Annotated in this window: 13 protein-coding genes; all 13 read right to left on the bottom strand. The window is 64.1% G+C overall.

Going from position 1 to position 12,672, the window contains the following annotated elements:
- Positions 1 to 52: 52 nt before the first annotated feature.
- The 13 genes from nagZ to rpoE all read right to left on the bottom strand — a co-directional run bounded on the left by nagZ (position 53) and on the right by rpoE (position 12,490).
- Positions 53 to 1,105 carry a beta-N-acetylhexosaminidase gene (gene nagZ, locus BM115_RS01980; RefSeq protein ID WP_092290005.1) on the bottom strand — a complete coding sequence of 351 codons (1,053 nt, stop codon included), beginning with the start codon at positions 1,103 to 1,105 and terminating at the stop codon, positions 53 to 55.
- 30 nt (positions 1,106 to 1,135) lie between these two features.
- Positions 1,136 to 1,552 carry a holo-ACP synthase gene (gene acpS / locus BM115_RS01985; protein WP_092290011.1) on the bottom strand — a complete coding sequence of 139 codons (417 nt, stop codon included), beginning with the start codon at positions 1,550 to 1,552 and terminating at the stop codon, positions 1,136 to 1,138.
- A complete protein-coding gene (pdxJ, locus tag BM115_RS01990; protein WP_092290012.1) occupies positions 1,549 to 2,331 on the bottom strand; it encodes a pyridoxine 5'-phosphate synthase in 783 nt (260 codons plus the stop codon). Before pdxJ ends, acpS begins: the two co-directional genes overlap by 4 nt.
- A gap of 4 nt (positions 2,332 to 2,335) precedes the next feature.
- The gene (gene recO / locus BM115_RS01995; protein WP_177219832.1) at positions 2,336 to 3,229 is read right to left on the bottom strand and encodes a DNA repair protein RecO; all 894 of its coding nucleotides are present in this window, start codon (positions 3,227 to 3,229) and stop codon (positions 2,336 to 2,338) included.
- Positions 3,226 to 4,164 carry a GTPase Era gene (gene era, locus BM115_RS02000; RefSeq protein WP_092290013.1) on the bottom strand — a complete coding sequence of 313 codons (939 nt, stop codon included), beginning with the start codon at positions 4,162 to 4,164 and terminating at the stop codon, positions 3,226 to 3,228. Before era ends, recO begins: the two co-directional genes overlap by 4 nt.
- Complete coding sequence (gene rnc / locus BM115_RS02005) at positions 4,161 to 4,931, bottom strand: ribonuclease III (protein WP_092290014.1); 771 nt, start codon at positions 4,929 to 4,931, stop codon at positions 4,161 to 4,163. The genes era and rnc overlap by 4 nt, the downstream gene beginning before the upstream one ends.
- Before the next feature lie 4 nt (positions 4,932 to 4,935).
- On the bottom strand, positions 4,936 to 5,334 hold the full coding sequence (locus BM115_RS02010; RefSeq protein WP_092290015.1) for a DUF4845 domain-containing protein: 399 nt from the start codon (positions 5,332 to 5,334) through the stop codon (positions 4,936 to 4,938).
- Positions 5,335 to 5,388: 54 nt separating this feature from the next.
- Positions 5,389 to 6,288 (bottom strand): signal peptidase I, encoded by a 900-nt coding sequence (gene lepB / locus BM115_RS02015; protein WP_092290018.1) that lies wholly within the window; start codon positions 6,286 to 6,288, stop codon positions 5,389 to 5,391.
- 71 nt (positions 6,289 to 6,359) lie between these two features.
- On the bottom strand, positions 6,360 to 8,153 hold the full coding sequence (gene lepA, locus BM115_RS02020; RefSeq protein WP_092290020.1) for a translation elongation factor 4: 1,794 nt from the start codon (positions 8,151 to 8,153) through the stop codon (positions 6,360 to 6,362).
- A gap of 261 nt (positions 8,154 to 8,414) precedes the next feature.
- Positions 8,415 to 9,908, bottom strand: a complete 1,494-nt coding sequence (locus tag BM115_RS02025; RefSeq protein ID WP_092290847.1) for a DegQ family serine endoprotease — start codon at positions 9,906 to 9,908, stop codon at positions 8,415 to 8,417.
- A gap of 148 nt (positions 9,909 to 10,056) precedes the next feature.
- On the bottom strand, positions 10,057 to 11,136 hold the full coding sequence (locus BM115_RS02030; protein ID WP_092290849.1) for a MucB/RseB C-terminal domain-containing protein: 1,080 nt from the start codon (positions 11,134 to 11,136) through the stop codon (positions 10,057 to 10,059).
- A gap of 8 nt (positions 11,137 to 11,144) precedes the next feature.
- On the bottom strand, positions 11,145 to 11,774 hold the full coding sequence (locus BM115_RS02035) for a sigma-E factor negative regulatory protein (RefSeq protein WP_092290027.1): 630 nt from the start codon (positions 11,772 to 11,774) through the stop codon (positions 11,145 to 11,147).
- Between the two features lie 116 nt (positions 11,775 to 11,890).
- On the bottom strand, positions 11,891 to 12,490 hold the full coding sequence (gene rpoE, locus BM115_RS02040) for an RNA polymerase sigma factor RpoE (RefSeq protein ID WP_092290028.1): 600 nt from the start codon (positions 12,488 to 12,490) through the stop codon (positions 11,891 to 11,893).
- Positions 12,491 to 12,672: the final 182 nt, after the last annotated feature.

Consider the following 12,672-nt stretch of genomic DNA (forward strand, 5'->3'; position numbering starts at 1 on the left):
AAAAGGGCAGCTTCGGCTGCCCTTTTTGTTTTTGCCCGCCGACGTCGACGTGTCAGGCGATCAGGTCATGCTCGCGCAGCAGGCGCAGTGCGGCACGATAGTCGGCATCCTGTTGCAGTTTGTTCCAGTCCAGCGGACGCTTGCGACCGAACAGCTTGCGGATGCGGCGTTGCGACACCTTGTCGCCCTTCAGATCGTCCAGTTCCTTCAGCAACTGGTCGGCGCGCTCCGGATGGTTGCAGATCAGCACCATGTCGCACCCCGCATCGAGCGCGGCTCGCGCGCCCTGGGTCACCGTGCCGGCCACGCTGGCGCCTTCCATGCTCAGGTCGTCGCTGAAGATCACGCCCTCGAAGCCGAGTCGCGTACGCAGTACATCCTGAAGCCAGAACGGCGAGAAGCCGGCCGGGTTCGGGTCGACCTTCGGATAGATCACGTGCGCGGGCATCACGGACGCCAGCGCATTGCCCATCCAGTCATACGGACGCGCGTCGAGGGCCAGAATCTCTTCGACGTCACGCTCGTCGACCGGCACGGCCACGTGCGAATCAGCCTCGACGAAGCCATGACCCGGGAAATGCTTGCCGCAGTTGCTCATGCCAGCCAGCAGCAGGCCGTGCGTGAGATGGTTGGCCAGCATCGTCACCACGCGTGGATCGGCGTGGAACGCGCGGTCGCCGATCACGGCGCTGCGGCCATGGTCGAGATCGAGCACCGGCGTGAAGCTCAGGTCGATGTCGCACGCGCGCAGTTCGGCGGCCAGCACGTAGCCGCACGCGATGGCGACCTTGGTGGCCGTCATCACATCGCGATCCCACAATTCGCCGAGTTTTGCCATCGCCGGCAGGTGCGTGAAGCCATCGGTCTTGGCGCGCTGCACGCGGCCGCCTTCATGATCGATGCAGATCAGCACGTCCTCGCGCACCGCGCGAATCGCCCGCGTCAACGCGGTCAACTGGGCGCGCGACTCGAAATTCCGTGCGAACAGGATCACGCCGCCCGTCAGCGGATGGGCGATGCGACGCATGTCCTCGGCGTCGAGCTGCTTGCCAACCACGTCGAGCACCACCGGGCCCGGATGCTTGCCGGAAACTTTCTTGATCATAGGAATATCTTGAATTCAGGCTGCGTAGGTTCAGGATGCGGTGTCGGCCGGCTGGCCGCCCCGCTCCGCGATGGCGAACGCCACCGCGTACTCGTGTTCGTCACTGACACTGACCCGGATGGTCAGCCCGCGTTCCTGCACCCAGTCGGCCAGCTCACCGGTGCATTGCGGCGTGGGCTCGCCCGACGGCAGGTTCAGCAGTTCCATGGCGCGCCACGTCATCGGCCAGCGCATCCCCAGGCCGATGGCCTTCGAGAACGCCTCCTTGGCCGCGAAGCGCGTGGCCAGGAAGGCCAGCCCGCGCTTCTCCGAGCGCGCCTTGCGCGCGTGATAGACCTTCAGCTCACGCGGGCCGAGCACCTTCTCCGCGAAACGGCCGCGCGTGCGCTCCATCACGCCCTGCACGCGATCGATCTGGATGATGTCGGTGCCGATGCCGTAGATCACGCCGCCTGTCCCGGCACGGGATAACGGGTGCCCAGGCGCGCGGCCACCATGATGGCCTTCATCTCGCGCACCGCGTTCTGCCAACCGACGAACACCGCATGCGCAACGATCGCATGGCCGATGTTCAGCTCCTTGATGCCGGGCAGTGCCGCGATCTGTTGCACATTGGTGTAGTGCAGGCCGTGGCCGGCATTGACGACGAGGCCCTGGCGGATGCCTGCGTCCACGCCTTCGGACACACGACGAAATTCCGCCGCCTGCTCCTCGGGCGTATGGGCGTCGGCGTAGCGGCCGGTGTGGATCTCGATGACCGGCGCCTTGCACGCGGCCGCGGCCGCGATCTGGTCCGGATCAGGATCGATAAACAGCGAGACGCGGATGCCCGCATCCGCCAGTTGCCGGCAGGCAGCGCTGACCTGCTCGAAATGGCCGGCGACGTCGAGACCGCCTTCGGTAGTCACTTCCTCGCGCTTCTCAGGTACGAGGCAGACGTCCTGCGGACGGATTTCGCAGGCGATATCGAGCATTTCGCGTGTGATTGCGCATTCCAGATTCATCCGGGTGGCGAGCTTCGGGCGCAGTGCGCGCACGTCCGCGTCGCGGATATGGCGGCGATCCTCGCGCAGGTGCAGCGTAATCACGTCTGCGCCGGCGATTTCCGCCTGGAGGGCGGCCTCGATCGGGTCAGGGTAGGCGGTGCCGCGCGCATTCCGCAGCGTGGCCACGTGGTCGATGTTGACGCCAAGGTCGATGACGCCGGGATTCGCGTGAAAAATCATGGCTTTACAGAAATTGCAGGTCGATAAGGATTTGCCGCGTTTTCAGCGGCGCACCCTGCAGATAATAATGCAGCAGGAAACGCATCAGGGCGCGGCTTTGTGTGGCGGTCTGGGCGCGGCCGTAGTCGTCCCGCCCCATGTCCAGCAAGGTCTGGCCGGACACCACGGGCCAACTCGACGGATCGCTCGGCTGCGCGCGGCGCACGCCGCGTTCGGGGTGATACACGTAGTCGAGGCCCGGTTGCACCGACTCCCCGGTGCTCACGCACTGGTCGAACGCCACCGCGAACCCGGTCTCCTGCAGCAACACGCGCTCGAAGCTGCGTAGCACCAGACTGGCCGGCTCACCATGCGCGAGCCGCGTCAGCGTGATCATGTAGTGCTTGAACAGCGCCGGATGTGCATCCTCGCGCGGGCAGAAGCGCAATAGCAATTCGTTGAGATAGAAGCCCGATAGCAGCGCATCGCCGGCCAGCGGCAGCATGCCGCCCATGTATTCGGCCTTAGTCAGCGTCTTGACCTCGCCGCGGCCGGTCCAGGAGAGCGAAATCGGATGGAAGTGCTGAAGCACCGAGCGCAGCGCCGAATGCGGCCGCTTGGCGCCCTTCGCCACCATGGCCATGCGGCCGTGGTCGCGCGTGAAGACGTCCAGAATGAGACTGGTCTCACGATAGGGATAGGCGTGGAGCACGAAGCCGGACTCGTTGGTCACGCGCAGCTCGGTGCGTGCGGGCACGATCCGCATGGCCCGGTCCATCATCTCGCGGCCGGCGGCCACGGCCGGGGACAGCCCGGTACCGCCCTGCACTTCCAGCAGTTCGGCGGCCTCCTCGGCGATGGGATCGGCGCTCCGCGCGCGCCTGGGCGCGGCTCGGGGCGCGTCAGGTATCTTGCTCACTCGTAGCCGTAGGCCCGCAGTCCGGCTTCGTTGTCGGCCCAGCCGCTCTTGACCTTGATCCACATCTCCAGGTAGACCTTGCCGTCGAACAGCTTCTCCATGTCGAGGCGCGCCTCGGTGGAGATCTGCTTGAGCTTGGCACCCTTGTTGCCGATGATCATGGCCTTGTGCGCGTCGCGCTCGACCAGGATCGTCGCAAACACGCGGCGCAGCCGACCTTCGGTCTCGAACTTGTCGATGATCACGGTGCTCGTGTACGGCAGCTCATCGCCAGTCCAGCGGAAGACCTTCTCGCGGATGATTTCCGAGGCCAGGAAGCGCTCGCTGCGGTCGGTCATCGCATCGGCGTCGTACATCGGCTCGCCTTCGAGCAGGTACGGACGGATGATGGCCAGCAGCCGCGTGATGTGATCGTGCGTCTTCGCCGACATCGGCACCACTTCCCGGAACGGGAACAGCTGTCCCATCTTTTCCAGGAACGGCATCATCACCTCGGCGCGGTTCTCGCCCAGGCGATCGAGCTTGTTGGTGACCAGCAGCACCGGCACGTTCTTCGGCAGCAACGACAGCACCTTCTCGTCATCGGCGCTGAAATAGCCGGCTTCCACGACGAACAGCACCAGATCCACCGTAGACAGCGTGGACGTGACTGCGCGGTTCAGCGAGCGGTTCAGCGCGCTGGCGTGGCGGGTCTGGAAGCCTGGCGTATCGACGAAAACGAACTGCGCGTCATCGGTGGTCTGGATACCGACGATGCGATGGCGCGTGGTTTGCGCCTTGCGGGACGTGATGCTGACCTTCTGGCCGACAAGTGCATTCATCAACGTGGACTTGCCCACGTTGGGGCGGCCAACAATGGCCACCGTGCCGCAGCGGAACGCCTTGGCATCCGAGGGTGCCTGGGCGTCCTGCTGCGGAGGGGTAGATTCGGTCATTCCTTCAACCTGAGAGACAACTGGGGATCCGGTGGCACCGGCTGCTTGCGGGTCTTGCCCGTGCGCTCGGCCCGGCTGCGCTTGAGCAGCTGGGGCACGAGCTTCTGCACCTCATCCAGCGCGAGCTTGGCCGCCGCCTGCTCGGCCGCACGGCGCGAGGCGCCGGTGCCGAACACGCGCACCTCCAGTTTAGGCACGGTGCATTCGACTTCAAACTGCTGGCTGTGTGCGGCACCGTGTGTGGCGATGACGTTGTACTGCGGCAGGGCGATCTTGTGGCCCTGCAGATACTCCTGGAGCAGGGTCTTGGCGTCCTTCCCCAGCGTACGGGGGTCCACCTGCTCCAGAATGGGGATATACAGCTTGCGGATCAGCGCCCGCGCGGCGTCAAAGCCGGCATCGAGGAACACTGCGCCGACAATGGCCTCCAGCGCATCCGCCAGAATCGATGGACGGCGGAAGCCGCCGCTCTTCAACTCGCCCTCGCCCAGGCGCAGGGCGTCGGAGAGCTGGAGCATCTGGGCGATCTCGTACAGCGCCTGCTGCTTGACCAGGTTGGCGCGCACGCGGGAAAGATCGCCCTCATCGAGCTTGCCGAACATGCCGTAGAGCATGTCGGCCACGGCGCAGTTCAGCACCGAGTCGCCCAGAAATTCCAGGCGCTCGTTGTGATGGGCGCTATGACTGCGATGGGTGAGCGCCTGCTGCAGCAATTCGGGCTTGCTGAATCGGTAGCCGAGACGTTGCTGCAAGGCGTCGAGGATCATGTCGTTACTGCGTTCCCGAATAGGTAATCAATAGACTCATCGGACCATAGACGGGAATCTCGGTCCGGTACGAAAAACCAATGCTGCGTATCCTGCCGGCTTCGTCCTCGATCACGTCGAGATCGTCGCCCTTGAGCGCCTCGATGCGATCGATCTGGGCCTGCTTGTCGAAGTTGGCCGCCACATCCTTGCGGTTGACCGACCGATCCTTCGCGTAATTCACTGCCCGCTTGACCGAGAAGTATTCGAGCATGCTGGGAATCGCCTTTACCGCCGGCAGCACCACCGCAATCACGATAATGATGACGATCAGCAACGACCCCAACGAAAATCCACGTGATCTTTCAAGCACACCCACGCGGATATTTCCCCTCTTCCCCGAAAAACCCAACTTCTGACCCATTTTGCGCTTCCCTCGTTTTTTGAGTGTATTTGCGCTGCGCGAGGCGTCCGACCGTTACTTGAACGACCCCACGCGCCCAAAATTGCCGAGGTTCATCCAGATCACGAACGCCTTGCCTACGACGTTCTTGTCCGGGACGAAGCCCCAGTAACGTGAATCCAGGCTGTTGTCACGGTTGTCGCCCATGACGAAATAGTGCCCTTCCGGCACTTTACACGTCAGCCCCTGCTGATTGTAAGTGCAGTTCTCGCGGAACGGGAAATCGGGATCCGCGCCCGCCACGAACGCCGGACGGTCGGCATCGTTCAGGATGCCATGCGCCACGCCGCCCGGCAGCGTCTCGGTGAAATGCTTCGAATAGGACAGCCGCTCCTCGTCGAGGTAGTCGGGCAAGGCGCTGTACTCGGCCGGCTTGCCGTTCACGGTCAGCTTCTTGTTCTCGTAGCGCACCATGTCGCCGGGCACCCCTACCACGCGCTTGATGTAGTCGAGCGACTCGTCCTTCGGGTAGCGGAACACCATCACGTCACCGCGCTGCGGCGTGCCAACGTCGAGGACCTTCTTGTTCACCACCGGCAGGCGGATGCCGTAGTCGTACTTGTTGACGAGGATGAAGTCGCCGATCAGCAGCGTCGGGATCATCGAGCCGGACGGGATCTTGAAGGGCTCCACCACGAAGGAGCGAAGCACGAACACCGCGAGGATGACCGGGAAGAAGCTCGCCGAGTACTCGAGCCACCACGGCTGGCGCAGCTTTTCCTCGGCCAGCCGGGCGCGCGAGGCGTCCAGCTCGGTGCTACCGTGCACCGCCTGCATGTCGCCGCGGCGCGCGTCGAACTCGGCCAGGGCCAGATGCGCCACGCTACGGCGCTGGCGCTCGAAGACCAGCTTGTCGGCAACCCAGGCAATGCCTGTAATGACCACCAGCACAAAAAGGATCAGTGCAAAATTCATGACGGCTTGGCGTTGATTTTTTAGAAGATCGTCTTGTCACCCAGCCAGCGGACTTGGCGCTGGCCTGCGGCTTACTTGTCATCCACCTGCAGGATCGCCAGGAAAGCCTCCTGCGGGATCTCCACGGTGCCCACCTGCTTCATGCGCTTCTTGCCCGCCTTCTGCTTCTCCAGCAGCTTCTTCTTCCGCGAGATGTCGCCGCCGTAGCACTTGGCCAGCACGTTCTTGCGCAGCGCCTTCACGTTCTCGCGGGCGATGATGTTCGCCCCGATCGCCGCCTGGATAGCCACGTCGTACATCTGGCGCGGGATGATTTCGCGCATCTTGGCAGCCACCTCGCGCCCGCGATATTGCGAGTTCGAGCGGTGCACGATCACGGACAGCGCGTCGACCTTGTCGCTGTTGATCAGGATGTCCACCTTCACCACGTCCGATGGGCGATATTCCTTGAACTCGTAATCCATCGACGCATAGCCGCGCGACACCGACTTCAGCCGATCGAAGAAGTCCATCACGATCTCGGCCATCGGGATCTCGTAGGTCAGCTGCACCTGCTTGCCGTGGTAGCTCATGTTGATCTGCGAGCCGCGCTTCTGCGTGCAGAGCGTGATCACGGAGCCAACGTAGTCCTGCGGCATGTACAGGTTGACCGTGACGATCGGTTCCAGGATCGCCTCGATCCGACTCGGATCGGGCATCTTGGCCGGATTTTCCACGGTCAGCACCGTGCCGTCGCGCATCTGCACCTGGTAGACCACCGTCGGCGCGGTGGTGATCAGGTCCATGTCGAACTCGCGCTCGAGGCGTTCCTGCACGATTTCCATGTGCAGCAGGCCCAGGAAGCCGCAGCGGAAGCCGAAGCCCAGCGCCTGGGACACTTCCGGCTCGTATTGCAGCGAGGCGTCGTTCAGGCGCAGCTTCTCGAGCGATTCGCGCAACGCCTCGTACTGGTTCGATTCCACCGGATACAGGCCGGCGAACACCTGTGGCTTGACTTCCTTGAAGCCCGGCAGCGGCTCGGTCGCCTTGCGCGCCATGGTGGTAATGGTATCGCCCACCTTGGCCGCCTTCAGTTCCTTGATGCCCGCGATCACGAAGCCCACCTGCCCCGCAGAGAGCGACTCGCGCGGCATCGACTTCGGCGAGAACACGCCCACCTGCTCCACCAGATGCTGCGCGCCCGTGGCCATCAGCAGGACCTTGTCCTTCGGGCGCAGCGTCCCATTGACCACGCGCACCAGCATGACCACGCCGACGTAATTATCGAACCAGGAGTCGATGATCAGCGCCTGCAGCGGGGCCGCGGGGTCGCCCTTGGGCGGCGGCACCTTGGCAATCATCGCCTCGATCACGTCTTCCACGCCCTGGCCGGTCTTGGCCGAGCACGGCGTGGCGTCGTGGGCGTCAATGCCGATCACGTCCTCGATTTCCTGGATCGCATTGGCGGGGTCCGCCTGCGGCAGGTCGATCTTGTTGAGCACGGGCACCACTTCCACGCCCAGTTCGATGGCCGTGTAGCAGTTGGCCACGGTCTGGGCTTCCACGCCCTGCGAAGCATCCACCACCAGCAGCGCGCCTTCGCAGGCGGACAGCGAGCGGCTGACTTCGTAGCTGAAGTCCACGTGCCCCGGGGTGTCGATCAGGTTGAGGTTGTAGACCTGGCCATCGCGCGCCTTGTAGCTAAGCGCCGCGGTCTGGGCCTTGATGGTGATGCCGCGCTCCTTCTCGATGTCCATCGAGTCGAGCACCTGCGCTTCCATCTCGCGATCGGACAGCCCGCCACACCGTTGAATGACCCGGTCGGCCAGGGTCGATTTCCCATGGTCGATGTGGGCAATGATCGAGAAATTACGAATGTGGTCCATCTAGCGTTCTGGGGAGCGCCGGCGCGCCAGGTGGGACGGGGGCGCGGGAGCATAAATAAGGTGGGGCGCAATGCGTGCGCCAATCCGCGATTTTACCGGATTTTCAAGGACTTCCGGCGCGGTAAATGGTGTCGGAACCGTGATCGGCACTTTCCGTGCAGGCGCCCGAAAATGGCGTATCGCGCACCTGAAAACACATCGCGCCGGACATCGAGTCCGGCGCGATGGGTGGTTCTGGCCCGGGGACTCCCCCGGACCGTCTTACCGCGCCTGACTCGGGCGCAGCGTCAGCACCTGGGTAGCGTCGCCACGGCGCACGAACACGGCCGCCATCTTGTTCTTGTCCAGCGCCTTCACCATGTCGTTGAACTGGCGCGCGTTGGTCACGTCGGCGTCGCCCAGGCGCAGGATGATATCGCCCGGACGGATGCCGGCACGTGCCGCCGGGCCGTCTGCCGCCTCCACTTCCACGCCGGACTTGATCTTCAGCTCCTTGAGCTTGGTCTCGGCTATGTCGGTGACGATCATCCCCAGCGCGTTCGGCTTGGCGGCCGGCGCGGCTTCGTCCGCGCTACCGCCCCGCTTGTCGCCCCGGCGCGCCACGGCACGGGCATTGTCCGGCTCGAGTTCGGTCACCGTCACGGAAACGTCACGCGTCTGCCCCTTGCGCCACACCTGCAGCGGCACACGGGTGCCCGGCTTGGTGTCGCCGACCATGCGCGGCAGGTCCGACGCCTTTTCGATGTCGCGGCCGTTGAACTTCAGGATGATGTCGCCCGCCTCAATGCCAGCCTTCTCGGCCGGTCCGCCCGGCTCCACGCTGCCGACCAGTGCGCCACGCGCACGGCCCAGGCCCAGCGAGTCCGCCACTTCCTTGGTCACATCGCCGATGGCCACGGCGATCCGGCCACGGGTCACCTTGCCGGACGACTTAAGCTGCTCTGACACGCGCATCGCTTCGTCGATCGGAATCGCGAACGAAATGCCCATGTAGCCGCCGCTACGGCTGTAGATCTGCGAATTGATGCCGATCACTTCGCCGCGCAGATTGATCAGCGGCCCGCCCGAATTACCGGGGTTCACGGCCACGTCGGTCTGGATGAACGGCAGGTAGTCGCCCGTGTCGCGGCCCTTGGCCGAAACGATACCGGCGGTCACGCTGTTGTCGAGCCCGAACGGCGAGCCGATGGCGAGCACCCACTCACCCGGGCGGATCTTGTCCGAATCGCCAAGCGGCAGCCGCGGCAGGTTGTTCGCTTCCACCTTGATCAGGGCCACGTCGGTGCGGCGGTCGGAGCCGATCAGCTTGGCCTTGAATTCGCGCTTGTCGGGGAGCGTCACATAGATGGTCTCGGCGTCCGCCACCACGTGGGCGTTGGTCATCACGTAGCCATCCTGGCTGATGATGAAGCCGGACCCTACGCCACGGCTCTGTTCCTCGCCCTGCGGCGGCTGGCCACGGCGCGGCGGGGTCGGCCCACCCGGTGCGCCCGGCATCGGCACGCCGAAGAAGCGACGGAAGAACTCGGCCATCTCGTCGTCTTCGGGCGAATTGCCACCACGCGAGCGGATGCGCTCGGTGGTCCGGATGTTGACGACGGCCGGGCTGGCCTTCTCCACCAGGTCGGTGAAATCGGGCAGGTTGTAATTCGAGGCAGCCGCCTGGGCATGCCCCACCTGGGCAACAGCCGGACCCAGCACGAGCATGGCAGCCATGACCATGGTTCGCACCAGGGCTGGGGATTTGGAAATCATCGACAACTCCCGGGAGATCAGCGAGAAACGGATGCCTTGCCGGACGTCGGAGCCGATCGACCCCGCAAGGCGGAACTTCAAGCGCTACTGGCCTGCACCAAGCGGCCGGCCCGGGGTTCGCTGCCCCGGCGCCAGCGCGCTCATGCGCTCAGTGTACCGTCTTGGGCGGGCGGTACTCCACGCCGGCGGCGAACTGCCTGACCGTGGCGGCCGGCACCTCGCCCACCACCGTGATCCAGTAGTCAGCCACGCGGCGCACCACGACCTGCGTGGCGCCGAGCGAAGCCACGCCTTCTCGGCGTGCGCGTTGTTCCGATACGGGTTCGATAAAGATCGACAACCCGGTCAGACCGTCGCTGTAGACGATCTGAAGCACCTCGAAGACCTGCCCCGGCTTGCTGCCCTGGGCGGGCGGGCGCAAATCGCCCAGCGGGCGGCGCACTTCGCGGATCTTCTGGAAACCCTTGAGCGGCGAACCGATGATCCACCCCTCGTCGGCCACATTGGCCGGCTGGTAGGTGACTTCGTAGCGGTTCCACGACTGCGAACTCTTGATGGCGGACAGGATGCGTTGCTTGTCCGACGGCACGCCGATATCGACCTGCGAGAACGCCACCTGCTCGAGCACCTTGCCGCCCTCGCCGATGGTCTGGGCGCGCATCAGCAGACCCGAGCCCTTGTCGGCCCACAGGCGCACCGCGTAGCGCGCGGCGTCGTGCGGTTCGAGCGAGAACACCTCGCACTCGACGCCCGCCACGCGCTCGCCGGGCAGCTTGCGCATGTCGTACAGCTCGAGCACATCGCTCTTGTTGGTGGCGAGCAGCGCCGGGAAGCGGTCCTTCGCCTCCTGTTTCTCCACGACCACGAGCTTGGCTTCCGGAATCAGGCTGTGCACGACGTCGTTCTGGCGCAGCACCTCGCGCGGTTTGCCGTCGAGCGTTTCCAGGCGTTCGTACTCGTTGTGGACGAGATCGCTGTAATGCTGGATTCGCGACGCATGCATGACGCTGCCCCGCTGATAGATCAGCGTGCCGACATAATTCTCGCGCTGGGCGGCACGGTGGATCTTGTTGAGCCACGCCGTGGCGTCGCGTCGGTTCAGCGTATTGTCAGACGGCTGCGCCGTTGCGGCGGCAGCGGTCAGACACAAGGCCAGAAAAAAGGACCTGCGCAGGCCCTTCCTTCTGTGTACGCCCGCTACGTCGGCGAGCGACATTCCTTTATGCATGTCCGGCATTATTCCTGCGAATTTTCCTGTGAGAAGTTTGCGCCATTCGCCACTGTGCGCATGGTCGGCACAAAGGCTTCGGTCGCGACCGACGTGCGATGGGCACGCAGGTATTCGTCAAGGCGCGGATCGCGAATCATCTGGGCGCTGTCAGCAGCCACGGTCACGATCGAACCGGCCTTGGCCGGCGTGGCGGATTGCTCGACGCGGGCCACGACGGCATCGGGCGTACCGATATCACCCGGACCACGCATCTGCGGCACCACAACCCAGCTCACGGCCGCCACAGCGGCGGCGATGGCCGTGCCCGGCATCACGCGGCGCACCCACGACGGGCGCACCAGCAGGCGTTGACGGCCAGCGGCAGCCACGGCGGGCACGAGCACATGGGGCTCGGCTTCCAGGCGTGCGGAGAATCGGGAAAGAAACGCATCGGTCGATCCAGCGTGCGTCAGCTCTTCCGAACGCAGCGTGTCACCGATCAGCTGGTAGACGGTCCAGTCCGTCATGCCGGTGTCGCTCTTCGCGAGACCCAGCACGGCGTCCACTTCGTTCGGCGCCAGCTCGCCATCCATCAAAACGGAGATTTGCTCCGATGCTTCCACTACATGAACCGACTGCTTATGAGCCTGACCCATTTCCCACCCCAAGAAATTCCATTGAACACCGATAAATCCCGTACTGCTGCTTGTCGTTTATCGATGCAGGAATTGGCTGCAACGCTGGCTGCACGACATTCTTCAACTTGCTACCTCTACCACCGCTTGCCCTCGGCTGTTCCCAGCAGGGGGCGCAACTTGTCGGCAATCGCCTCGCGGGCGCGGAAGATCCGTGACCGCACGGTGCCGATCGGGCAACCCATGGCTTCGGCGATTTCCTCATAGCTGAGGCCCTCGATTTCGCGCAGGGTGATGGCGGTACGCAATTCCTCCGGCAGCGCCTCCATCGCGCGGTTGACCGTCTCGGCCACCTGACGCGTGTGGAGCATGGACTCCGGCGTATTGATATCCCTTAGTTGCTCGCCGTCTGCAAAAGTTTCAGCCTCTTCGGCGTCAATATCGCTGGACGCCTCCGGGCGGCGGCCCTGCGTGGCCAGGTAGTTCTTGGCGGTGTTGACGGCGATGCGGTACAGCCACGTGTAGAAGGCGGATTCGCCCCGGAACTGGGGAAGCGCGCGGTATGCCTTGATAAAGGCATCCTGCGCCACATCCTCCACTTCAGCGGGATCGCGGACAAGGCGCGAAATGAGCCGGATGATCTTGCGGTGGTATTTGGCCACCAGCAACTCAAAGGCTCGTTTGTCGCCCTGCTGGACGCGTTCAACTAGAAGCTGATCGGCTTCGCGTTCGCTCACGAATGGTTCACCTGCAGTGTATCTCTTGGTTTTGTCGTCACGACAAACGTTGTATTTTACCTACGAATCGGGACCCACCGGGTGTCGCGAAGCGCATTCTGTGACCGCCCGTCCGCATGTTTGGTTCCGCATGCCGAAATGAAGCGGGGCTCGCCGTGGCGAGCCCCGTGATACCCGTCGCG

The organism is Cupriavidus sp. OV096 (assembly GCF_900115455.1).
Lineage (GTDB): Bacteria > Pseudomonadota > Gammaproteobacteria > Burkholderiales > Burkholderiaceae > Cupriavidus.

Excerpts from the sequence above, each read along its gene's own strand:
- BM115_RS02035 (WP_092290027.1), bottom strand. The coding sequence starts at position 11,774 with ATGGGTCAGGCTCATAAGCAGTCGGTTCATGTAGTGGAAGCATCGGAG.
- era (WP_092290013.1), bottom strand. The coding sequence starts at position 4,164 with ATGACCGAATCTACCCCTCCGCAGCAGGACGCCCAGGCACCCTCGGAT.
- BM115_RS02010 (WP_092290015.1), bottom strand. The coding sequence starts at position 5,334 with ATGGGTCAGAAGTTGGGTTTTTCGGGGAAGAGGGGAAATATCCGCGTG.
- lepB (WP_092290018.1), bottom strand. The coding sequence starts at position 6,288 with ATGAATTTTGCACTGATCCTTTTTGTGCTGGTGGTCATTACAGGCATT.
- lepA (WP_092290020.1), bottom strand. The coding sequence starts at position 8,153 with ATGGACCACATTCGTAATTTCTCGATCATTGCCCACATCGACCATGGG.
- BM115_RS02030 (WP_092290849.1), bottom strand. The coding sequence starts at position 11,136 with ATGCATAAAGGAATGTCGCTCGCCGACGTAGCGGGCGTACACAGAAGG.
- rnc (WP_092290014.1), bottom strand. The coding sequence starts at position 4,931 with ATGATCCTCGACGCCTTGCAGCAACGTCTCGGCTACCGATTCAGCAAG.
- nagZ (WP_092290005.1), bottom strand. The coding sequence starts at position 1,105 with ATGATCAAGAAAGTTTCCGGCAAGCATCCGGGCCCGGTGGTGCTCGAC.
- pdxJ (WP_092290012.1), bottom strand. The coding sequence starts at position 2,331 with ATGATTTTTCACGCGAATCCCGGCGTCATCGACCTTGGCGTCAACATC.
- BM115_RS02025 (WP_092290847.1), bottom strand. The coding sequence starts at position 9,908 with ATGATTTCCAAATCCCCAGCCCTGGTGCGAACCATGGTCATGGCTGCC.